The sequence below is a fragment of the Actinomycetospora succinea genome (assembly GCF_004363095.1).
Taxonomy (GTDB): domain Bacteria; phylum Actinomycetota; class Actinomycetes; order Mycobacteriales; family Pseudonocardiaceae; genus Actinomycetospora; species Actinomycetospora succinea.
Window position 1 is genome coordinate 828487 of record NZ_SNYO01000002.1, and the last position, 22127, is coordinate 850613.

Consider the following 22127-nt stretch of genomic DNA (forward strand, 5'->3'; position numbering starts at 1 on the left):
GCTCTACCGTACGACGGGTCCCGACGAAGGAGCACCCGATGACCGCGTCCACCGCCACCACCGTCACCAACATCGGCGTCGCCATGTTCACCGTCGCCGACCAGGACGCCGCCATCGCCTTCTACACCGACACCCTCGGGTGGGAGCTGCGCGGCGACACCCGCTTCGGCGAGGACCAGGCCGACCGCTGGGTCGAGGTCGCCCCGCCGGGCTCCGCCGCGCGGCTCGCGCTCAACCCGCCCATGGGCAACGAGCCCGGCGGTGGCGGCATCGGCGTCGAGACCCCGGACGTGCGCGCCGAGCACGCGCGCCTGCTGGCCGCCGGGGTCGACGTCGACGACGTCATGGACGCGCCGGGCGCCCCGACGCTGTTCATGATGCGCGACCCCGACGGCAACCACCTCGCCGTCGTCCAGATGTGAGGAGCGGGGTGGCCCGCGCGTGACGGGCCACCCCGCCGGCCCTCACGCCAGCTCGGCCTCCACGACGTCGGCGGCTCGCGACGCCCCGCCCGCGCGACGGATCGCGTCGCGCTGCTCGGCGAGGCGCGCCGCGACGTCGTCGGACGAGGTGAGCGCGAGGAGGGCCTCGCGCAGCGCCGCGGGCGTGGCGTCCTCGGTCGCGATCGTGCGGGCGACGCCGAGCTGCTCGAGCAGCGCGGCGTTGCCGAACTGGTCGACGCCCTGCGGGATCGCGATCATCGGGACGCCCTGGTAGAGCCCCTCGGAGCACCCGCCCATGCCGGCGTGGGTGACGAACGCGCTCGCGCGCCCGAGCACGCCGAGCTGGGGCACCCAGCGGTGCGCGGTGACGGTCGCCGGCAGCTCGCCGAGGTCCGCGAGGTCGATGTGCGGGCCGATCGCCAGCACCACCTCCCAGCCCAGCGGCGCGAACGCCTCGACGCAGGCGCGGAACGTGTCGGGCCGGTCGTGGTACGCCGACCCGAACGACACGAGGACGAGCGGGCGCTCCGAGGCCGGCCACTCCTCCTGCGCCGCGCGCCGCGCGAGGTCCGGGCCGACGAACGTGTAGATCGTCTCGTCGACCTTGTCCGCGAACGGCTGTAGCGCCCGCGGGATCTCGACGATCGAGCGCCGCGGTCGCCCGACGAACTGCTCGGGCTCGTCGTCGATCCCGAGCCCCGCGAGCCACGTGCCGAACCGCGCGAGGTACGCCCGGTACTCGGCGGTGTCCCGGAACGCGAGGTCGTCGGCGAGGTCGGTCTCGAAGCCGTCCCAGGCGACCAGCGCCGGGGAGAGCTGCACGGCGGGGATGCCGAAGCGGCGCGCGATGACGATCGCCGGGTAGCCGCCGATGTCGTAGAGCGCGACGTCGGGGACGTCGTCACCCAGCGCCTCGGCGATCTGCGGCAGGGACTGCACCGCCTCGTCGAGGAAGAGCGCGGTGCCGGCGACCGGGTCGGTCGGCCACTGCTCGCCCCGACTCTGGTCGGGCAGGACCGACGTGTGGACCAGCGGCGTCGCGCCGGTGGCCGCGACCGTGTCGGCGAACGTGGCGGGGATCGCGTAGCTGACCCGGTGGCCGCGCCGGACGAGCTCGGCGATCACGGGCAGGTGGGGGTTGGTGTGGCCGTGCGCGGCGACGCCGACCATGAGGACGTGGGCCATCGAGGACTCCAGGAGCAAAGAGGGTGGACGAGGACGGGCGGAGCCGGGGCTCGTCAGCCGTAGAGCTGCTGGATCACGGTGGGGACGTTATCGCCCCCGACGACCGGTTTTCATCGGTCCGGCAGCGCGAACTGGATGCGGTCGATCGACTCCGCGATCGGGGCGAAGAGCTCGCGCCGGATGCGGTTGTGCTCCGGGTCGGCGTCGTAGATCCGGTAGGCCTCCTCGGAGACGAAGTCCGCGGTCAGCGCGAAGTGCGCGTTGCCCTCGCGCAGACCCCGGTCCCGGCCCCCGACGAGGCGGAAGTCGACGCCCTCGACGGTCAGGTCGCGCAGCGCCTGGATCGCGGCCTCCACCTGCTCGGCCGGCACACCCTCGCGGACACGGCCCACCACCACGTTGCGGATCATCGCCCGATCCTCTCGAACCCGTCGAGCAGGGTGGTGAGGCCCGTGTCGAAGATGCGCTGCAGGTCGTAGGGGTAGTCGCCGACGCGGCGCAGCGCCGGGCCGCCGTGGCGGCGCAGGGCCTCGCGCAGCGCGGGGTCGCGGTCGGCCCACGTGTCGGCGTCGAGCCCGGTGTCGGCCGCGGCGTCGAGCTCGGCGGCGAGGTCGACGGCCATGCCGCGCACGAAGCTGGTCAGGACGACGTGCAGGTCGAAGCGCGTCACGGGGTCGTCGACGATCTCCTCGAGCGCCGCCAGCTCGGCGTCGGCGAGGCGCAGCAGGGCGGGCGAGGCCTGCGGGCGGCTCAGCGACAGGGCGCGCGCGAGCCACGGGTGCCGGCCGTGGATCCGCCACTGCCGCCGCGCGAGCGCCTCCAGCCGCGCCCGCCAGGGCCCCGGCGCCGACGGCAGCGCGGCGGCGGCGAACACCGCGTCGATCATGCGGACCAGCAGGTCGTCCTTGCCGCGCACCAGCCGGTACAGCGACATCGTCGGCACCCCGAGCGTCGCCGCCACGCGCCGCATCGAGAGCACCGCGAGCCCCTCGGCGTCGGCGAGCGCGATCGCGACCGCCACGACGTCCTCGGTGGTCGCGTCGGGGCCCATCCGGTGAGGCGCCGTCGGCGACGTCGGCTCGGCCACCACCGACCCCACGCGCGACACCGTCCGTGTCCAGCCGTGGTCGCGCAGCAGCGTCAGGGCGCGCGCCGCGGTGGACGGCGCCACCCGGTGCTCGGTGGCCAGCGCGCGCGTCGAGGGCAGGCGGTCGCCCGGGGCGAGGTCGCCGTCGACGATCCGGGAGCGCAGCTCCGCGGCGATCCGCGCGGACGGGAGGTCGTCGTCCACCGTGCCCTCCCTGTGCTGCCTGTGCCGGGACAGATCGGTAGGGACCCTGATCTCGGAGGCAGATTCCCTGCTCGTACACCGTATCCGAGGAGGAGCCCCCATGACCGACGTCCTGGTGTCCGGCGGCGGCGTCGCCGGTGCGACGACCGCCTACTGGCTGCGCCACCACGGCTTCACGCCCGTCGTCGTGGAGTCCTCGCCGAGGCCACGGCACGGCGGTCAGGCCGTCGACGTCCGCGGCCCGGCCCTGACCGTCGCCGAGCGCATGGGGGTCGCCGACGAGCTGCGCGCCGCGCGCACCGACATGCGCGGCATGTCCGTCGTCGACGAGGACGGCACCGAGCTGATGCGCACCACCGAGCTGACGCTGACCGGCGGGCCGGTCGACGGTCCGGACGTCGAGATCCTGCGCGACGACCTCGTCGACGTCCTGCTCCGCGCGACCCGCGACGTGGAGTACCTCTACGGCGAGCGGGTCGTCGGCATCGACGACACCGGGGCGCGGGTGCGCGTCGAGCTCGCGAGCGGCGCCCGCCGCGACGTCGACCTCGTCGTCGGCGCCGACGGCCAGTTCTCCACCGTGCGCCGGCTGGCGTTCGGCCCGGACGACGACGGCCGGCTGTACCCGCTCGGCCAGCACATGGCGGTGTTCACGCTGCCGAACACCTTCGGGCTCGACCGCTGGCAGGTGTTCCTCCAGCGTCCGGAGGCGATGGTCGGGCTGTACACGGCGCGGCGGAACACCGAGGTCCGGGCCGTCATGGGCTGGGCCGACGCGGAGGTGCGCTACGACCACCGTGACCTCGAGCAGCAGCGCCGGCTCGTCACCGAGGCCTTCGCGGCGGGCGGGTGGCGCATCCCCGAGATCCTCGCGGGCATGGCGGGCGCCGACGACTTCTACCTGACGCCCATGACCCAGATCCGGATGCCGTCGTGGTCACGCAGGCGCGTCGCCCTCGTCGGCGACGCCGCCTACTGCGCGACCGCCGTGTCCGGGCAGGGCACGAGCCTCGCGATGGTCGGCGCCTACGTCCTGGCCGGCGAGCTCGCCCGCGGTACGGGCGCGGGTGCCTACCAGCAGCGCATGCAGGGCTTCGTCGACGCCAACCAGCACCTCGCGCTCGTCAACGCCGAGAAGACCCGCCAGCTGACGGGCGCCGAGGAGGCCGTCGAGGGCTTCGACGCGCACTGGGTCGCCTCGGCGGCCACGGCGATCGACCTGCCCGAGTACTGAGCCCCGCTACGGCAGCCGCTCGCCCGTCTCGGCGTCGAAGACGTGCAGGGCGTCCGGGTTGGGGCGCACGGCGATCGGGTCGCCGAAGCGCACCTTCACCCGGCCCGGGCCGCGCACGACGACCGAGGTCGACGTGTCGTCGGCGAGGTGGGCGTAGAGGTAGGACTCGCTGCCCAGCTCCTCGACGACGTCGACGACGGCCTTGACCACCGTGCTCGAGTCGGCGTCGGTGCTCTCGAGCACCCAGTCCTCGGGCCGGATGCCGATCGTCAGCTTGTCGCGCGAGCCGGCGGCGTCCGAGACGTCGCGCGGCAGCGGGATCTCGACCCCGCCGAGCGTCACCCCGCTCGACGAGCGCGGCAGGTCGAGCAGGTTCATCGCGGGCGAGCCGATGAAGCCGGCGACGAACGCGTTCTTCGGCCGGTCGTAGAGCTCCGGCGGCGTCGCGTACTGCTGCAGCTGCCCGTTCGCGAGCACGGCGACCTTGTCGCCCATCGTCATCGCCTCGACCTGGTCGTGGGTGACGTAGACGGTCGACACCTCGAGCCGGTTCTGCATCTCGGCGATCTGGGCGCGGGTCTGCACGCGCATCTTCGCGTCGAGGTTCGACAGCGGCTCGTCCATGAGGAAGACCTGCGGCTCGCGCACGATCGCGCGGCCCATGGCGACGCGCTGGCGCTGACCGCCGGAGAGCGCCTTGGGCTTGCGGTCGAGGTACTCGGTGAGCCCCAGCATCTCGGCGGCCTGGCGCACCCGCTGGGCGCGCTCGTCCTTGTCCATCCCGCGCATCTTGAGCGGGAACGCCATGTTCTCCGCGACCGTCTTCGACGGGTAGAGCGCGTAGTTCTGGAACACCATCGCGATGTCCCGGTCCTTCGACGGCACGTCGACGACGTCGCGCCCGTCGATGCGCACCGAGCCCGCGTCGATCGGCTCGAGCCCGGCCAGCATCCGCAGCGCCGTCGACTTCCCCGAGCCCGAGGGCCCGACGAGGACGACGAGGTCGCCGTCGGCGACGGTCAGGTCCAGTCTGTCGACGGCCGGCTTCGCGCCCGGGGTGTAGATGCGCGAGGCCTGGTCGAACACCACTTCGGCCACTGTTCTGCTCCCCTTGTCCTACTTGACCGCACCGAACGACAGGCCCTGCACCAGCTTGTTCTGCGCCACCCAGCCGGCGATGACCACCGGCAGCGCGGCCATCGTGGCCGCCGCGGAGAGCTGGGCCCAGTACAGGCCCTCCGAGGTGATGAACCCGACCAGGAAGACCGGCACGGTGCCGGCGTTGGCCGCGGTCAGGTTGACCGCGAAGAAGAACTCGTTCCACGCGAAGATCACGCAGATCAGCGCCGTGGCGAAGATGCCCGGCGAGATGATCGGCAGCACGATCTCGCGCAGCGTGCGCCACAGCGGCGCGCCGTCGATGCTGGCCTGCTCGAGCAGCTCCCCGGGGACCTCGAGGAAGAACGAGCGCATCATCCACACCGCGATCGGCAGGTTCATGCCCGTGTAGAGGACGACCAGGGTCCAGATGTTGTCGAGCATGCCGATCTGGTTGACCACGACGTAGATCGGCACGATCACCGCGACCACCGGCAGCATCTTGGTCGAGATGAAGAAGAACAGGACGTCCTGCGTCTTCTTCACCGGGCGCAGCGACACGGCGAACGCCGCCGGGATCCCCAGCAGCAGCACGAGCAGCGTCGAGAACACCGTCGCGATCACCGAGTTCACGAGGTACGGCCCGACGCCGGCCGAGAAGACGCCCTCGTACTGCTCCAGCGTCGGCTCGAAGATGATCTTCGGTGTCGTGGTGTAGGCGTCGGTCTCCTGCTTGAAGGAGGTCAGCACCATCCAGAACACCGGGAAGAAGAACGCGATGCCCACGATCCAGGCGACGACGCCCAGCCACACGTTGGCGGCGCTGCGCTTCTGGCGCCGGGGCTCGGGCGGCGCCGCCGGCTCCTGCGTGTCGGGTGGAGTGCTCGTCGTGACCGCCATCAGGCCGCCTCCTGCTCTCCACTGAACGACCGGAAGATCAGGCGCAGGGCGAAGTTCGCCGCGATCAAGGTCAGGATCACCACGACCACGCCCATCGCCGCCGACTGCCCGATGTCGAAGCCCAGGAACGCCCGCTGGTAGATGTAGAACGGCAGGTTCGCGCTGGCCACGCCCGGTCCGCCCTGGGTCATCATGTAGACCTGGTCGAAGATGTTGACCAGGTAGATCGTGCCGAGCACGACGCCCAGCTCGATGAACCGCCGCAGGTGCGGCAGCGTCAGTTCCCGGAACGTCGACCAGGCGCTCGCGCCGTCGACGCGCGCCGCCTCCAGCTGGTCGGTCGGCATGCTCTGCAGGCCCGCGAGCAGCAGCAGCATCATGAACGGCGTCCACTGCCAGATCAGCGCGGCCATCACCGACGCCAGGGGGAACTGGCTGATCCACTCCGTGCCCGACCCCCCGAACGGCGTCAGCACGAAGTTGATCAGACCGAGCGTCGGGTCGAGCAGCACCGTCTTCCACAGCAGCGCCGCCGCCACCGGGGTGATGAGGAACGGCGTGATGAGCAGCGTGCGCACGATCCCGCGGCCGGCGAACTGCCGGTTGAGCAGCAGCGCCAGCAGGAGGCCGAGGACCACCGCGATCAGCACCGAGCCGAGCGTCATGATCACGGTGTTGAGCGCGACCGTCCGGAACTGGCTGTCGGCGAAGACGTCGCCGTAGTTCGAGAACCAGACGAACTCCTGCGAGCCCGGCCGGACCAGGTTCCACGACTGCAGCGAGTAGTAGAGCGTCAGGATGAACGGGATCTGCGTGACGATGATCGTGAAGATCAGCGCCGGGAGCAGCGGACCGCGCCGCCGCCACCCCTCGGCCTTGTCGATCGCCGGCTTGCCGCCCGCGTTCTCCGGCGCGGCGGGGCGTTCTTCCAGGGTTGCTGTCATCGGTGGGCTCCAGCTCCGCTTCGCTTCGTGTCGCTCATCGCTGGTAGCTCTCCCCCACCGTCTCCGCGTAGTTCTGGGACTGCTCGAGGGCCTCGTCGACGGTGATCTGTCCGGCGATCGCGGCGCTGACCTGCTGGCTGACCCGGGTGCCGAGGTCCTGGAACTCCGGGATGCGCACGAACTGCACGCCCTGGTACGGGACCGGCTGCACGGTCGGCTGCTGCGGGTTGGCCCGCTGCAGGCCGTCGAGGATCAGCGGCGCGTACGCGTTGGCCACCTGCTGGTACTGGGGGATCTGGTAGGTCGACTGGCGCGACCCGGGCGGGATCGACGTCCACCCGATCTCGGGGTCGTTGCCGGCCCGCTGGATGTACTCCTTGCTGGTCATCCAGGACATGAACTGCCAGGCCGCGTCCTTGCGCGGCGAGGTCTGCGGGATGCCGAGCGACCAGGTGTAGAGCCAGCCCGAGGACGGCGTCGCGACGGTCGGCGCCGGCGCGTAGCCGATCTTGCCGGCGACCGTGGACTCCGCGGGGTCCTCGACCGTGCCCGCGGCCGACGTCGCGTCGTACCACATGGCGACCTCGCCCTGGCCGAACTGCGTGGCGCACTCCGAGAAGCCGGACTGCGAGGCACCGGGCTGGCCGTGCTCGCGCACCAGGTCGACGTAGAACTGCACCGCGCCCTTCACCTCGGGCGAGGTGAGCTGCGCCTGCCACTGCGGGTCGTACCAGCGCCCGCCGAAGGTGTTGATGACCGTGTCGAGCGGGGCCATGACCTCGCCCCAGCCCGGCTTGCCGCGCAGGCAGATGCCGCGCTGCTGGCCGGGTCCCTTGTCGAGCTGCGCCGCGTACTGCGCGACCTGCTGCCAGGTCGGCTGCGCGGGCATCTGGATGCCGGCCTGCTCGAAGAGGTCCTTGCGGTACATGAGGAACGACGACTCGCCGTAGAACGGCACCGAGTACATCTGGCCCTCGTAGGACAGCGAGTCGCGCACGGTGGGGATGAAGTCGGCGCGGTCGTAGCCCGGGGTCGCGGCCATGTAGGGCTCGAGGTTCGTGAGCCAGCCGTTCTGCGCCCACTGCGGCGTCTCGTAGTTCGAGATCATGACGATGTCGAACTCGCCGCCGCCCGTGGCCACCGACGCGGTGATCTTGGCGCGGGCCTCGTTCTCCGACAGCGAGACGAACCGCAGCCGGATGCCGGGATGCTCCGCCTCGAACTCCGGCGCGAGCGAGATCGCGTCCTCCATCTGCGGGTTGGACACGATCGCGACCGTGACGGTCTCGACGCCCTCCGCGCTCCCGAGCGCCCCCGCGCCGGAGCAGCCGGCGAGGAGTCCGAGGGTCGCCACCACCGCTCCGAGCACCGCCGGCAGTCGGGTCCGTCCCCGTCGCGCCGCCCCGCGCATCGCGCCTCCCGCCACGCCGTGTCCGCCCGTTCCGAGAAGTCCCGCGCGCTCGACCGTGATGTGTGCCACGTGCGGTGGGGTGACCGTAAAGCTGCGCTCCGTGACGTGCAAGCGCTTAACCGCGTCAGTTTCGGGAGGAGCGCCGACGGGCCGGGTGGGGGTACAAACTCCCCAGCGAACGCGCGCCGTCAGGCAGACGTCGTCGGAGGACGGGAGTCGGCATGGTCACGATGGCGGACGTCGCGCGCATGGCCGGCGTCTCCACGGCCACGGTCTCGCACGTCCTCAACGGCACCCGGCCGGTGCGCGCGCGGACGCGTGAGCTGGTCCTCTCGGCCGTCGCGGCCACCCACTACACGCCGAACACGGTGGCCCGGTCGCTGGCCACGGCGCGCACCACGACGATGGGGCTGGTCCTCTCGGCCATCTCCAACCCGTACTTCGGCGAGCTGCTGTCCGCCGCCGAGAACGCGGCCGCGGCGGCCGGCTACACGCTGCTGCTGGTCGACCCGCACGAGGACCCGGACTACGAGCTGACCGTCGTCACGCGCCTGCACCACCACCGCGTCGACGGCATGGTGCTCGCACCCTCGGCGCGGCCGGACGAGGCGCTCGCCTACCTCCGGCGCCACGAGGTGCCGACCGTGCTGCTCGACCGGCTGATCGACCCGGCGCACGACCAGGTCGGCACCGAGAACCGCGAGGCCACCGCGGCGCTGACCGGCCACCTCGCCGACCACGGCCACACGCGGATCGCGCTGATCACCGGCCTCGACGGGCTCGCCACCACCATCGAGCGCCGCGACGGGCACCGCGACGCGCTCAGCGCGCGCGGCCTGCCGATCGACCCCGAGCTGGAGGTCAGCGGCGCGTCGGTCACCGAGACGTCCCGGGCGGCGGTGCGGCAGCTGCTGGCCCTCCGCGACCCGCCCACCGCGATCGTCGCCGGCAACAACAGCATGGCCATCGGCATGCTGCAGGCGCTGCGCGAGGCGGGCCTGGTGGTGCCGTGCGACGTCGCCGTCGCCGCGTTCGACGACTTCCCCTGGGCGGATCTCCTCTCGCCGCGCCTGACCGTCGTCGCCCAGCCCTTCGACGAGATCGCGACGACCGCCGTGCGCCTGCTGCTGGCGCGGATCAGCGACCCCGGCACGCCGCCGAGCACCCGGCGGATCGCCCCGCAGCTGCGGATCCGGGAGTCGTGCGGCTGTCCTCCCTAACCCTCGGCGAGGCCCGCCAGGTGTGCCAGCGAGTTCTCGAGGTGCTCGTCGCCGAACGGCGGGAAGCTGATGTGCTCGCGGAGGAACGCGGGGACCGCCGACCAGTCGTAGGTCAGCGTCACACGGCTGCCGGCGCCGTCGGTCTCCAGGTCGTAGCGCCACGTCCAGCCGCCGTAGCCGATCTCGCCGTCCGGGCCGTACTGCCCGGGCTGCCAGGCCAGGGCCCGCGACGGCTCGTAGACCTCGACGCGGTTGTGCATCCGGTAGTCGCCGTCGGGGTGGTTGCTGTGGAACATGCCCATGCCGAAGACCTGGCCGACGCCCGTGATCGGCTCCTGCTCGAGGGGCTCGCGGACCCAGCCCGTGCCGTCGATCGCGGCGTGGCTCGCCGGATCGGCGAGGACCGCGAAGACCGTCCCGGCCGGCGCGTCGATGCGCCGCGTGACGCTCAGGGTCTCCGTGCTCATGGTCGCTCTCCCGTCGCTCGCGGTTGGTCCTCGAACGATATCGCGCGGTACCAACGAAGGACAATCACAGGGAGATGCGGGCGGCGCAGCGGGCGTGCACGTCGACGAGCCCGGTGCGGGTGGCGGCGACGACGAGGCGGTCGCCGACCTTGAGCTTGCGCTGCGGCCGGGGCGGACACTCGAACACCGCGTCCGCCCCGGAACCGCGGAACACCCCGACGACCCGGATCTCGCCGCCGATCTCGGCGGTGGTCGCGGGCAGGCCGACGAGCAGGGCGCTGCGGCCGACCGGGACGTCGGCGAACAGGAGCACCGAGCGCCCGACGGGCACGGTGGCCACCACCTGGTGGTCGCGCATCGCCGCGGCGAAGGCCGGGGCCGCGAGGAACGAGACGCTGCGCGAGACCGCGACCTCGAGGGTGCGCTCGACGCGGCGGGCCAGGTCGTCGTCGCGCAGCCGCAGCACCACGCGCAGCCGCGAGCGCAGGGACCGGCCGACGAGGCCGGTCTCGAGGTTGGCGACGTCGTCGCGGCCGACGGCGACGAGCGCGCGGCAGTCGTCGACCGACGCCTCGGCGAGCGTCTGGCGCCGCGTCGTGTCGCCGACGATGACGGGCAGCCCCATCCGGCGGATCTGGGTGACGCCGGCGCTCTCGTCGTCGTCGACGGCGACCACCGGCACGCCGCGCTCGTGGAGCTGCTCGACGACCCGCACGCCGACGTTGCCCAGCCCGACCACGACGACGTGGCCCCGGCGCGGGCGGGAGCGCTGGGGCGTGCCGGCGAACCGGGCGCTGACCGCGGCGTCGACGACCACCGCGGTGACCAGCGGGATGATCGCGATGCCGACGACGGTGACCAGCGCCTGGATCACACGGGCGATCGTCGAGGTATGCGTGTCCGGGTCGGCGGCGCCGGCGGTGTCGAGCACCGTCAGGTAGATCGCGTCGCCCCACGAGAGGTCGGCGAACGTCGCGAACCCGACCGTGCCGAGCACCAGCAGCCCGACCAGCGCGAGCGTCGCGCGGGCCAGCGAGCGGGTCATGCTCGCGCGGGCCCGCCGCCACCACCGCGTCAGCACCCGGCGCCACAGGGCGCGGCGCGTGCCGACGATCCGGCCCTCGCGGTGCACGGGGACGCGGGCGAGCACGAGGTCGGCGGCGTCGTCGTCGGGCGGCAGGAGCTCGGGGACGCCGCGGTCGGGACGGCGGGCGAGACCGCAGACGACGAGCCCGGGGCGCACGCCCGCGCGGTCGGCGACGACCATCGGCTGGCCGGGCAGGTCGACCGACTGGCGCGTGCTGGTGCCGACCGCGGCCGTGACGAAGGCCGGCGCGGCGGTCGCCGACACGGAGAGCACGGTGGCCGTCGGCAGGAGCATCCGGATGCGCCCCGAGAGCGCGGGGGCGTGCAGGCGCACGACGAGCCGGGTGGCCGGGGCGAGCTCCTGGACGCGCAGCGCGCGGTGGATGTTGACGACGTCGTCGCGGTGCACGAGCGCGACCGAGGTCGCCTCCCCGACGGACGCGGCCTCGAAGGCCTCGTCGTCCGGCTCGGCGACCTCGACGACCTCGACCCCGCGCAGGGCGCGCAGACGCTCGACGACCGCCCCGCCCGGTGCGGTGAGCACGACGACGTCCGTCGTCCCCCGCGGTCCCTGGCTGACCAGCGCCTCGACCATGCGCAGCGACAGCATGTCCTCGCCGCAGACGACGAACCGCTCCCGGAACCCCCCGCCGATCACGTGGGGGACCCTAATCGTGGGAATACTGCGCGCATGGCGCGTTCAGCGACGTACGTCGCCGGGGTCGACTCCTCGACCCAGGCGACCAAGGTCCTCGTCGTCGATCCCACGGACGGGAGCGTGGTCCGCGAGGCGCGGCGACCCCATCCCGACGGCACGGAGGTCGACCCGCGGGCGTGGTGGGACGCGCTCGCGGGCGCGCTCGGCGAGGTCGGCACCGACGACGTCGCGGCGATCGGCGTGGCCGGTCAGCAGCACGGGATGGTGCTGCTCGACGAGTCGGGACAGCCGGTGCGCGACGCCCTGCTCTGGAACGACACGCGCTCGGCGCCCGACGCGCGGGACCTGATCGACGAGCTCGGCGGGGCCGCGGCGTGGGCGGAGGCGGTCGGCACCGTGCCGGTCGCGAGCATCACCGCCACCAAGCTGCGCTGGACGTCGCGGGCGGAACCGGAGAACGCCGACCGGGCGCGCACGGTGATGCTGCCGCACGACTGGCTGACCTGGCGCCTCGCCGGCGCGCCCGCCGAGCCGACCACCGACCGCGGCGACGCCTCGGGCACTGGCTACTGGTCGACGGTCACCGGCGAGTACCGCCCCGACCTGCTCGAGATGGCGTTCGGGCGGGGCCTCTCGGTGCCGCGGGTCGCCGGGCCGGGCGAGGTCGTCGGGCGCACGCCGGACGGGCTCGCGATCTCCGCGGGGACGGGCGACAACGCCGGCGCGGCGCTGGCGATCGGGCCGGCGCCGGGCGAGGTCGTGATCTCGATCGGCACCTCGGGCGCGGTGTTCACCGGGCACGACCGGCCCTCCACCGACGCGACGGGGCTCGTCGCCGGGTTCGCCGACGCGCGCGGGGGCTACCTGCCGCTGCTCGCCACGCTCAACGCGGCGCGGGTGCTCGGCGCGGGCGCGTCCCTGCTCGGCGTGGACCCGGACGGCTTCGACGCGCTCGCCCTCGACGCGTCCCCGGGAGCGGACGGGCTGACCCTCCTGCCGTACCTCGACGGCGAGCGCACGCCCAACCGCCCGGACGCGCAGGGCCGCTACGTCGGGCTGACCACGGCCAACGCGACCCGCGAGAACCTGGCGCGCGCGACCGTCGAGGGCATGCTGTGCGGGCTCGCGGACGCGGTCGAGGCCCTCGTCGACCAGGGCGTCCCGGCCCGCCGCGCCCTGCTCATCGGCGGCGGGTCGCGCTCGCGTGCCGTCGCCGACCTCGCCCCCGACGTGCTGGGCCTGCCCGTCGAGGTGCTCTCGCCGCAGGAGTACGTGGCCCTCGGCGCCGCACGCCAGGCCGCCTGGGCGCTGCACGGCGAGGAACCGGGCTGGACCGTGGCGCGCGAGACGACCCGCGACGTCACCGACTCCTCGATCTCCGACCAGGTCCGCTCGCGCTACGCCGACGTCCGCGACGGCCGCGCTCGCTAGGTCCGGCGTGTTCCAGCGTGGCAGCCACGCTGACACTCAACGTCAGGAAATCCGCCACGATCATGGGCTGCGAGCGCCCTGGGTGCGCGCGATCCGGGTACGAGCGATGCGGCATCGCTGGCATGTGACGCCAGGATCGCCACAGGCTCGCTCGCGCGACACGCCGACGCCGGGCACGACGAGCCCGGACACGACGACGCCCGCGGGACCGGGTGGTCCCGCGGGCGTCGGTCAGGGTGTTCCGCGTCAGGCGGCGCGGTCCTCGGAGGCCTCGCCGGCCTCGGGGGTCGCGTCCGAGGACGCGGCGCTCTCCTCCGGCGGGGCGATGCCGTCGATGGCGATGCGCTGGGCACCGGGCTCGACGGGCTCGGCGTGGGCGCCGACGACGCGCAGGGTCAGGACCCCGGCGTCGTAGGAAGCGCTCACCGCGTCGGCGTCGACGTGCTGCGGCAGCGTGAAGCTCCGGCGGAACGAGCCGCGGCGGCTCTCACGCCAGCCCTCGCCGGACTGCTCGTCACGGCGCTCGCCCCGCACGGTCAGGCGGTGGCCGTCGACGTCGACGGTCACGTCCTTCGCGACGTCCACGCCCGGGAGCTCGAGGCGCACGACCGCGTCGTCGCCGTCGCGCACCACGTCGGTGGTCGGCGCGTAGAAGGCCTGAGGGCGGCTCGGGGCCGGGCGGCGGAACAGGGCGTCGGCGACGGCGAACGGATCGGCGAAGCGCGGGCCCCAGGGAACGAGAGTGCTCATGGTGGTTCCTCCTCGATGAACGAAGGCGGCCCGTCCTTGCGGGCCTTCGACTCACTCAACATGAGTCGAGCGCGCTCAATTCCATGCGCAGCAAGATCTCCTGCCACGGCGAGTCAGCCATCGAGCTGGCGGACTTCCTGACGTTGAACGTGAGCGTGGCCGCCACGCTGGAACACCCCGTGCCTCGCCACCGCGGCGTGTCGCGTCAGCGAGGATGTGGCGAGCCTGGCCCTATCGGTGTGCTGAATGGGATCGCCAGCGATGCCGCATCGCTCGCAGACCCCGGGGCAAGGCGCCGTCGGCGCGGAGGGCGGCGACGAAGGCGTCGGTGTCGGCGCGCATCGACGTGCCCTCGCGGCGGGGGTGCGCGGCGATCCACGCGTCGAGGCGCCGACCGAGGTCCTGCCCCGGAGCGTCGTGCACCTCGGCGGGCAGCAGGCGCGCCAGCACGCGGCGGCGCTTCGCGCGCAGGGCGTCGGCCTCGAGTGCCACGCGCGCCGGGTCCACCCCCGACGGCGCGGGTCCGCCGGCCACCAGCGCCGCGAGCAGCTCCGCCTGCCGCCGCGCCAGGTCCTCGCGGCTCACGCGCGGACCCGCGCGTGGACCGCCCGCAGCGCCGCGAGCTCGGCGGCCAGCTCGTCGTCGGGCGGGTAGCGGTCGTCGCGCTCGAGCAGCACGGCCGGCGGGCGGCGCCGCGCGCACAGCTCCTCGAGCAGCTCGAGCACCGGCGCGGTCAGCGGGTGGGCGTGGGTGTCGTGGTAGACGCCGTCGCGCTCGACCCCGCCCGCCGCGTGCACGTACACGACGCGCTCGAGGGGCAGCTCGTCGAGCACCTGCTCCGGGTCCTGCCCGAGGTTCACGGCGCTCGCGTGCAGGTTGGCGACGTCGAGCAGCAGCCAGGCACCGGTCCGCTCGCACAGCTCGGCGAGGAACGCGCCCTCGGACATCTCGGCGTCCGGCCACGCGAGCAGCGGCGCGATGTTCTCCAGCGCCAGCGGCACGCCGAGGCCCGCCTGCGTCGCGCGGACGTTGTCGACGAGCACCCCGAGCGCCTCGCGGGTCCGCGGCACCGGCAGCAGGTGCCCCGACTCGAGCCCGCCCGCGCGGACGAACGCGACGTGGTCGCTCGCGAGCGGCGCGCCGAGGGCGTCGGCGACGGCCGCGAGGTGCTCGACGCGGTCGTGGCGCAGCGGTTCGGCGCCGCCGAGCGAGAGCGACACCGCGTGCGGCAGCACCGGCACCCCGCGGGCCCGGAGCGTCGCCAGCGACGTCGGCAGCTCGCCGGCGTGCAGGTCCTCGGCGACGGCCTCGACGAAGTCGACGCCCGCCATCCGCTCGACGGTCAGGTCGATCTCGCGGCGCCAGCCGATGCCGACACCCTCCGGGCCGCGGGGGACGACGGTCATCCCCCGCACCCGCCGCCGCCACCGCCGCAGCCGCCCCCGCCGCCACCGCAGGACGAGCCGCCCCCGCACGACGAGCCGCCGTCGAACCCGCCGCCGTCGTAGCCGCCGCCCCCGCCGCCCGTCGGCGCGGCGAGCAGACCCGCGATCTCCTGGTCGGGGTACATCGACATCCCGCCGACCGCGACCATCCCCGCGATGCCGAGCGTCGCGGCGGCAGCCGGGCTCAGCGAGCGCCCGTGCGTGGCGAACACCGACTCCCACATGGTGTCCCGCGCGGCCTTCACGGTCGCCGTGCCCTTGCGGGTCGGCCGGTGCGTCGACACGACCACGACCAGGAGCGCCGCGCACGCCGCGAGCACGAGCAGCACCACGAGGAAGAACACCGAGGCACCGCGCGCGACACCGGCGGCGAGGCGCACGAGCCCGAGCACGACGCCGGCGCCGACCACCAGGAACGCGATGTTCTTGCACCGCTGCACGGCGGCGGGGTCGTGGAGGAGGCCGCGCCGCTGCGCCGCCACCTGCAGGTCGCGCACCGACGCGGCCCCGCGCATCCGCATCGTCAGGCCCATCGGCGTGACGCCCGACGGCGAGGCGGCCACCGCGTCGACGACGTCCTCGTCGAGCTCGCCGATCGGCGGGCGTCCGGTCGCCGTCAGGTGGCGGTCGCGGCCCACCCGCAGCACCCCGCCCTCGACGAGCCGGGCGATCGCGGCCTGCACGAGGCGCGCCGGCCCGCCCGCGACGAGCGCGAGGTCCTCGACGGTGGCGTCGGTCGCCGGCGCGTCACCCTCGGCGCGAGCGTGGCGACGGTCGAGCCGGCGGACCAGGACCGGCGCCACCACCGCGGAGGCGACGATGAGCAGGACGTAGATGCCGAGGAAGGCCGGGCCGGAGATGCCCCAGGTGTTCCCCACGACGACCTCCGCGACGGACGAGCACGATCACGCACGGCCGTGCGTTCGCCGGAACTGTTGTCTGCGGCGACCGCAGAGAGCAAGCGCGACCACTCGTTCAGCCCAGCGATCGGCTACGCACTGTGAGAAACCGGTCAGCGACCGCGGCCGCGTCCCCCACCACGCCCGGCCGTCGACCGGGCCGAGTGCGCCGCCGCGGAGTGCGACGAGGTGCCGTGGCCGCCGGCGCCCGACGACGCCTGCTCGCCGCCCGAGCGCGAGCCGCCGCCGCGGCGGCGGGGACGACCGGACCCCTGCTCACCACCGGAGCCGCGCCCGGCACCGCCACCACGCCCGCCGGAACCACGCCCGCCGGACGCAGGCTGGCCGGAACCCCGCCCACCGGACCCGCGGCCGGACCCCGACGCGCCACCCGAGCCGGACCGCCGGCCCCGGCCGGAGCCACCCGACGACCCGCCCGCGGGCTGCGGCGCCGGCTTGCGCGACGCCGACTCCGGCCCGTCCTCGGGGTCGACGCGGGGCGCCGGCTCGCCGACGAGCGCGCGGATCTCGCGCGCGCCGGACGCGACGTCGGCGGTCCTCGGCTTGATGCCGGCCTTGCGCGTCATCGAGGCGACCTCGGAGCGCTCGGCCGGTGCCACGAGCGTGACGACGTCGCCGGCGGACCCGGCGCGCGCGGTGCGCCCGGAGCGGTGCGTGTACGCCTTGTGCTCGGCGGGCGGGTCGACGTGCACGACGAGGCCGACGTCGTCGACGTGGATGCCGCGCGCCGCGATGTCGGTGGCGACGAGGACCCGCACGTCCCCGGACGCGAAGCCCGCGAGGTTCCGGTCTCGGGCCGGCTGCGAGAGGTTGCCGTGCAGCTCGGTCGCCGGGATGCCCGCCGCCGTGAGCTGGCGGGACAGCTTGCGCGCCGCGTGCTTGGTGCGGGTGAACAGCATGCTGCGCCCCTGCCCGGCGGCGAGCTCGTGCACCACGGCGGTGCGGTCGGCGGGCGCGACCGTGAACACGTGGTGGGTCATGTCCGGCACCGGCTCCTGCGCGGTGTCGACGCTGTGGGTCACCGGATCGTGGAGGAACTCCTTCACCACGCGGTCGACCTCGCCATCGAGCGTCGCCGAGAACAGCAGCCGCTGCCCGTCCCGCGGGGTGCGGCGCAGCAGGCGGCGCACGGCGGGCAGGAAGCCGAGGTCGCTCATGTGGTCGGCCTCGTCGAGCACGGTGACCTCGACGCGGTCGAGGTCGAGCAGGCCCTGGCCGAGCAGGTCCTCGAGGCGCCCGGGGCAGGCGATGAGCAGGTCGACGCCCTGGCGCAGTGCCTCGGCCTGGCGGCCCTGGCCGACGCCGCCGTAGACGACGGTCTGGCGCAGGCCCAGGGCCTCGGCGAGCGGCGCGAGCGCGTCGCGGACCTGGCTCGCGAGCTCACGGGTGGGCAGGAGCACGAGCGCGCGCGGGCGCTTCGTGACCGTGCGCCCGCCGGCGATGCGGGAGAGCAGCGGCAGCCCGAAGGCCAGCGTCTTGCCGCTGCCGGTACGGCCCCGGCCGAGCACGTCGCGGCCGGACAGCGCGTCCGGGATCGCGGCGGCCTGGATCGGGGTGGGGTCGGTGATCCCGCGGGCGGCCAGCACCTCGACGACGGCGGCGGGGAAGCCGAGGTCGGAGAAGGGCGCAGCGGAACGGGGAGCAGACGTCGTCGGGATGTCGGAGACCTCTCCAGAGGGGGAACGAGGGGGCCGCGAGCGTCGGCCCGTCCGTCGTGGAGGGGGACCGCGTCGTGCGCGGAGTGCTGACGACCCACGGGCGCCGGTGCGGCGCCCTGTGCAGCACCAGTCTCCCAGAGATCGACGGGCCCCGTACGACCCCGGGGGGTGTCGGTCGTCTCCGGCCGCACGGGCACCGGAAACTAAGACGATGATCGACGATCTGTGGTGGCGCTGGGTCGACCGGCTCGACGCGCGCGGCTGGCACGCGCGGGCGGTGCTGCGCCCGCCGGCGGGCGAGGACGTGATCGCCGCGGCCGGCGAGGTCGTCGGCGGCCTCCCCGACGAGCTCGCGGCGCTCTACCGCCTGGCCGACGGGCAGATCCCGTCGCGCGAGGTGACGGGGCCCGCGACCAACCTGTTCCCCGGGCACGAGTTCCTGTCGCTCGCGGGCGCGAGCCGGGCGTGGCAGGGCTGGGCGGACATCCGCCGCGAGTACCGGCCCGAGGACTTCGACGACATGATCACCGTGCGCGGCGACGACCCCGTGCACCGCGTCTACACGCGGGCGCCGTGGTGGCCGCTGGCCGAGGACGGCGGCGGCAACCACCTCATGGTCGACCTCGACCCGCCGCCCGGCGGCACGATCGGCCAGGTGCTGGTCGCGGGCCCCGACGAGGACGAGCGCCGGGTGCTCGCGCCGACCGTCGCGGCCTACCTGCAGGCGCTGCTCGACGCCGAGCTCGACGACCCCGAGCCGGGGGCGACGGGCGAGGGCTTCGCCTGGTGGGACGCGCCGCACCTGCGCTGACCGGTCACCAGTCGCCGAACAGGCCCCCGCCGTCGAAGCCCCCGCCGTCGAAGCCGGGGTCCATCCCCGGGTCCATGCCCGGGTCCATGCCACCGTCGAACCCGCCGCCCATGTCGGCGGCCATCGCGTCGCCGCCGACCGCCGCGGCACCGAAGCCGGAGAACAGGGCGCTCGCGACCATCATCCCGCCGAACGCGCCGACGCCGCCGAGGAGCATCGGCTTCCACCACGGCTCGGAGTACCAGCCGGCGGGCACGGGACGGCCGCCGACCATGCCGCCCGGGTAGTAGTGGTTGTTCTGCGCCGAGGGCTGCGGCGAGCCGGTGACGCTGCGGCCCTCGACGTCGACGGACTGCTCGGCGTCCAGCGACCCGGCGCGCGACCGCTCGGCCGAGCCGGGGAGCTCCGGGCCGGGGTCCATGCCCATGGCCGTGCGGGCGGCGCGCACGTAGTAGAGGCCCTCGAGCGCGGTGTCGGAGACCAGGCGGTACTGCGGCGCGGTGCTCGCCTGCTCGAGCTGCGAGCCGGCGGCGGTGTAGCGCTCGGCGGCGTCCGCGAGCGCCTGCTTCGAGGGGTCGTCGGAGCCCGTGAGGCTGAGCACCTGGCCGCCGAGGCGCTCGTACCAGCGGCGGGCCTCGGCCTCGGCGTCGCCCAGCTGGCTCTGGGCGGACGTGGCCCGTCCCCGCCCGCGCGTGAGCACGAGGGCGAGCAGGCCGCCGATCACGAGGACGATGAGCAGGAGTTCCACGTCATCGACTCTGCGCCCGTCTCCTGAGAAGCGGCTGTGAACCACCTGGGGGTCCGGCGCCGACCCACCCCGATGATCAGGGGCGACGTGGTGCACATCGGACCGACGCCCGGGGTCGATGACGCGCTCCTGATCTTCGGAGGGGCCGGCGTGACGAGTGCGCCGCGTTCCGGCGAAGGGCGCCCCTCGCCCGTCTACCCGACCGAAGGTGCCCTTCGCTCGGAATCCGGCAGCGCTCGGGAACGCCGCATGGGCACGTGCGGGATCCCGTCCTCGTCGTAGCCGGGGCCGTCGACGACGAAGCCGAGCCGCTCGTAGAACCCCTGCGCCCGCACCTGGGCCCCGAGCACGACCGGGCCGTCGATGCCCTCGAGCACCGCGCGCATCAGCGCCGCCCCGGCGCCGGTGCTGCGGTGCTCGGGCGCGGTGACGATGCGGCCCAGCCGGGTGTCGGGCCCCTCGCCGAGCACCCGCAGGTACGCCGCGATCTCCCCCGCCGGCCCGCGCGTCCACACGTGCTCGGCCTGCGCGTCGAGGCCGTCGAGCTCCTGGAAGGCGCACTCCTGCTCGACGACGAACACGCGCACGCGCAGGGCGAGCAGGTCGTAGAGGTCGCCGACGGAGAGCTGGGAGAAGGGCGCCCGGAAGAGGTCAGTCAAAGCCGACGACGGCACCCTGCGCCGCCGACCCCACGAGGCGCGCGTACTTGCCGAGCACGCCGGTGCGGTGCTTGGGCGGCGGCGTCGTCCAGCCCTCGCGCCGGGCCGCGAGCTCCTCGTCGGAGACCAGCAGGTCGAGGGTGCGGGCGGCGAGGTCGAGCCGGATGCGGTCGCCGTCGCGGACGAACGCGATCGGTCCGCCGTGGTCGGCCTCGGGCGCGACGTGGCCCACGCAGAGCCCGGTCGTGCCGCCGGAGAAGCGGCCGTCGGTGAGCAGCAGGACGTCCTTGCCGAGCCCGGCGCCCTTGATCGCGCCGGTGACCGCGAGCATCTCGCGCATCCCCGGGCCGCCGCGCGGGCCCTCGTTGCGGATGACGACGACGTCGCCGGGCTGCAGCCCGTCCGGACCGGACGACTCGACGGCGTCCATCGCGCCCTGCTCGCCGTCGAACACCCGCGCGGTGCCCTCGAACGAGGCGGTGTCGAAGCCCGCGGACTTCACCACGGCGCCGTCAGGGGCGAGCGAGCCGCGCAGGATCGTCAGCCCGCCGGTGGGGTGGATGGGGTTGGACAGCGGGCGCAGGATCTCGCCGTCGAGGCCCTCGGGGCGCAGGTCCTCGAGGTTCTCCGCGACCGTCCGGCCGGTGACCGTCAGGCAGTCGCCGTGGACCAGCCCGGCGTCGAGCAGCGCCTTCATGACCACCGGGACGCCGCCGACGCGGTCGACGGTGTTCATCATCCAGCGCCCGAACGGCTTGACGTCGGCGAGGTGGGGGACCTTGTCGCCGATGCGGTTGAAGTCGTCGAGCTCGAGCTCGACGCCGGCCTCGCGCGCGATCGCGAGCAGGTGCAGGACGGCGTTGGTCGATCCGCCGAACGCCATGATGATCGCGATCGCGTTCTCGAACGCCTCGCGGGTCATGATGTCGCGGGCGGTGTGCCCGCGCGACAGCATGCCGACCACGGCCTCGCCGGAGGCCCGGGCGAAGCCGTCGCGGCGGCGGTCGGCCGAGGGCGGCGACGACGACCCGGGCAGCGCCATGCCCATCGCCTCGGCGGCACAGGCCATGGTGTTGGCGGTGTACATGCCGCCGCAGGCGCCCTCGCCCGGGCAGATCGCGCGCTCGATCTCGTCGACCTTCTCGCGACTGATCAGCCCGCGGGCGCAGGCGCCGACGGCCTCGAAGGCGTCGATGATCGACACCTCCTTGCCGTCCACCGTGCCCGGCATGATCGAGCCGGCGTAGAGGAACACCGACGCGAGGTCCAGGCGCGCCGCGGCCATGAGCATCCCGGGCAGCGACTTGTCGCAGCCGGCGAGCGTGACCGTGGCGTCGAGCCGCTCGGCGGACACGACCGTCTCCACCGAGTCGGCGATGACCTCGCGGCTCACCAGCGAGTAGTGCATGCCGACGTGACCCATCGAGATCCCGTCGGACACCGAGATCGTCCCGAACTCCATCGGGAACCCGCCGGCGCGGTGCACGCCCTCCTTGGCCGCGGTGGCCAGGCGGTCGAGCGACAGGTTGCACGGGGTGATCTCGTTCCACGACGACGCGATGCCGATCTGCGGCTTGGCGAAGTCGTCGTCGCGCATCCCGACCGCGCGCAGCATGCCGCGGGCCGCGGCCCGCTCCATCCCGTCGGTGACGTCGCGGCTGCGGGGCTTGAGATCGGCCTGCTCCATGAGGCGAAGGTAACGCTTGTCCCTCCCCGGGGCCGGGGGCAGACTCGCGCGCATGACCGGGGAGACGCTCGAGCCGTTCTG

The 22127-nt window shown here is 74.1% G+C and carries 22 protein-coding genes; 5 read left to right on the forward strand and 17 right to left on the reverse strand.

Annotated features, from left to right (window positions below):
* Positions 1–38: 38 nt before the first annotated feature.
* Positions 39–422 (forward strand): VOC family protein, encoded by a 384-nt coding sequence (locus EV188_RS10395; protein ID WP_133826126.1) that lies wholly within the window; start codon positions 39–41, stop codon positions 420–422.
* 42 nt (positions 423–464) lie between these two features.
* Here the strand turns inward: EV188_RS10395 and EV188_RS10400 are convergent, their stop codons facing one another.
* The 3 genes from EV188_RS10400 to EV188_RS10410 form a co-directional block, all read right to left on the reverse strand.
* Positions 465–1628: a macrolide family glycosyltransferase gene (locus tag EV188_RS10400; protein ID WP_133826127.1), complete on the reverse strand. Its 1164-nt coding sequence runs from the start codon at positions 1626–1628 to the stop codon at positions 465–467.
* Positions 1629–1738: 110 nt separating this feature from the next.
* A complete protein-coding gene (locus EV188_RS10405) occupies positions 1739–2038 on the reverse strand; it encodes a Dabb family protein (RefSeq protein ID WP_133826128.1) in 300 nt (99 codons plus the stop codon).
* Entirely contained in the window at positions 2035–2919 is an 885-nt protein-coding gene (locus tag EV188_RS10410; RefSeq protein ID WP_208114099.1) for a GntR family transcriptional regulator, read from the reverse strand. Before EV188_RS10410 ends, EV188_RS10405 begins: the two co-directional genes overlap by 4 nt.
* Positions 2920–3019: 100 nt before the next feature.
* On the opposite strand from EV188_RS10410, the gene EV188_RS10415 reads away from it, so the two are divergent.
* Positions 3020–4153 carry an FAD-dependent monooxygenase gene (locus EV188_RS10415; protein WP_133826130.1) on the forward strand — a complete coding sequence of 378 codons (1134 nt, stop codon included), beginning with the start codon at positions 3020–3022 and terminating at the stop codon, positions 4151–4153.
* 6 nt (positions 4154–4159) lie between these two features.
* On the opposite strand, the gene EV188_RS10420 is transcribed toward EV188_RS10415, so the two are convergent.
* From EV188_RS10420 to EV188_RS10435, 4 genes are read right to left on the reverse strand one after another with little or no spacing between them, the layout of a single operon-like run.
* On the reverse strand, positions 4160–5251 hold the full coding sequence (locus tag EV188_RS10420) for an ABC transporter ATP-binding protein (RefSeq protein WP_133826131.1): 1092 nt from the start codon (positions 5249–5251) through the stop codon (positions 4160–4162).
* An 18-nt stretch (positions 5252–5269) separates the two neighbouring features.
* On the reverse strand, positions 5270–6151 hold the full coding sequence (locus EV188_RS10425; protein ID WP_133826132.1) for a carbohydrate ABC transporter permease: 882 nt from the start codon (positions 6149–6151) through the stop codon (positions 5270–5272).
* Positions 6151–7095, reverse strand: a complete 945-nt coding sequence (locus EV188_RS10430; RefSeq protein WP_133826133.1) for a carbohydrate ABC transporter permease — start codon at positions 7093–7095, stop codon at positions 6151–6153. The genes EV188_RS10425 and EV188_RS10430 overlap by 1 nt, the downstream gene beginning before the upstream one ends.
* Positions 7096–7129: 34 nt before the next feature.
* The gene (locus EV188_RS10435) at positions 7130–8506 is read right to left on the reverse strand and encodes an ABC transporter substrate-binding protein (RefSeq protein WP_133826366.1); all 1377 of its coding nucleotides are present in this window, start codon (positions 8504–8506) and stop codon (positions 7130–7132) included.
* Positions 8507–8727: 221 nt separating this feature from the next.
* Between EV188_RS10435 and EV188_RS10440 the strand changes: the two genes are divergently transcribed.
* Positions 8728–9726 (forward strand): LacI family DNA-binding transcriptional regulator, encoded by a 999-nt coding sequence (locus EV188_RS10440; protein WP_133826134.1) that lies wholly within the window; start codon positions 8728–8730, stop codon positions 9724–9726.
* On the opposite strand, the gene EV188_RS10445 is transcribed toward EV188_RS10440, so the two are convergent.
* Both EV188_RS10445 and EV188_RS10450 read right to left on the reverse strand, forming a co-directional pair.
* The gene (locus EV188_RS10445; protein WP_133826135.1) at positions 9723–10193 is read right to left on the reverse strand and encodes an SRPBCC family protein; all 471 of its coding nucleotides are present in this window, start codon (positions 10191–10193) and stop codon (positions 9723–9725) included. The genes EV188_RS10440 and EV188_RS10445 overlap by 4 nt on opposite strands.
* A gap of 64 nt (positions 10194–10257) precedes the next feature.
* Positions 10258–11937, reverse strand: a complete 1680-nt coding sequence (locus EV188_RS10450) for an NAD-binding protein (protein ID WP_133826136.1) — start codon at positions 11935–11937, stop codon at positions 10258–10260.
* A 33-nt stretch (positions 11938–11970) separates the two neighbouring features.
* Between EV188_RS10450 and xylB the strand changes: the two genes are divergently transcribed.
* Positions 11971–13368, forward strand: coding sequence for a xylulokinase (gene xylB, locus EV188_RS10455; protein ID WP_133826137.1), 1398 nt, complete (start codon positions 11971–11973; stop codon positions 13366–13368).
* Between the two features lie 246 nt (positions 13369–13614).
* Here the strand turns inward: xylB and EV188_RS32945 are convergent, their stop codons facing one another.
* The 5 genes from EV188_RS32945 to EV188_RS10480 form a co-directional block, all read right to left on the reverse strand.
* The gene (locus EV188_RS32945; protein ID WP_133826138.1) at positions 13615–14118 is read right to left on the reverse strand and encodes an Hsp20/alpha crystallin family protein; all 504 of its coding nucleotides are present in this window, start codon (positions 14116–14118) and stop codon (positions 13615–13617) included.
* A gap of 231 nt (positions 14119–14349) precedes the next feature.
* The gene (locus EV188_RS10465; RefSeq protein WP_133826139.1) at positions 14350–14703 is read right to left on the reverse strand and encodes an SCO6045 C-terminal-like domain-containing protein; all 354 of its coding nucleotides are present in this window, start codon (positions 14701–14703) and stop codon (positions 14350–14352) included.
* Positions 14700–15524 (reverse strand): MbnB/TglH/ChrH family RiPP precursor modification enzyme, encoded by an 825-nt coding sequence (locus EV188_RS10470; protein ID WP_133826140.1) that lies wholly within the window; start codon positions 15522–15524, stop codon positions 14700–14702. The genes EV188_RS10465 and EV188_RS10470 overlap by 4 nt, the downstream gene beginning before the upstream one ends.
* Positions 15521–16441, reverse strand: coding sequence for a TIGR04222 domain-containing membrane protein (locus tag EV188_RS10475; RefSeq protein ID WP_133826141.1), 921 nt, complete (start codon positions 16439–16441; stop codon positions 15521–15523). Before EV188_RS10475 ends, EV188_RS10470 begins: the two co-directional genes overlap by 4 nt.
* Before the next feature lie 134 nt (positions 16442–16575).
* Positions 16576–18069: a DEAD/DEAH box helicase gene (locus EV188_RS10480; RefSeq protein ID WP_243741589.1), complete on the reverse strand. Its 1494-nt coding sequence runs from the start codon at positions 18067–18069 to the stop codon at positions 16576–16578.
* 283 nt (positions 18070–18352) lie between these two features.
* Between EV188_RS10480 and EV188_RS10485 the strand changes: the two genes are divergently transcribed.
* Positions 18353–18952 (forward strand): SMI1/KNR4 family protein, encoded by a 600-nt coding sequence (locus EV188_RS10485; protein WP_133826143.1) that lies wholly within the window; start codon positions 18353–18355, stop codon positions 18950–18952.
* Positions 18953–18956: 4 nt separating this feature from the next.
* Here the strand turns inward: EV188_RS10485 and EV188_RS10490 are convergent, their stop codons facing one another.
* From EV188_RS10490 to ilvD, 3 genes are all read right to left on the reverse strand, one after another.
* Positions 18957–19700: a hypothetical protein gene (locus EV188_RS10490; RefSeq protein ID WP_133826144.1), complete on the reverse strand. Its 744-nt coding sequence runs from the start codon at positions 19698–19700 to the stop codon at positions 18957–18959.
* Between the two features lie 194 nt (positions 19701–19894).
* Complete coding sequence (locus tag EV188_RS10495; protein ID WP_133826145.1) at positions 19895–20359, reverse strand: GNAT family N-acetyltransferase; 465 nt, start codon at positions 20357–20359, stop codon at positions 19895–19897.
* Positions 20352–22046, reverse strand: a complete 1695-nt coding sequence (gene ilvD / locus EV188_RS10500) for a dihydroxy-acid dehydratase (protein WP_133826146.1) — start codon at positions 22044–22046, stop codon at positions 20352–20354. The genes EV188_RS10495 and ilvD overlap by 8 nt, the downstream gene beginning before the upstream one ends.
* Between the last annotated feature and the right edge of the window lie 81 nt (positions 22047–22127).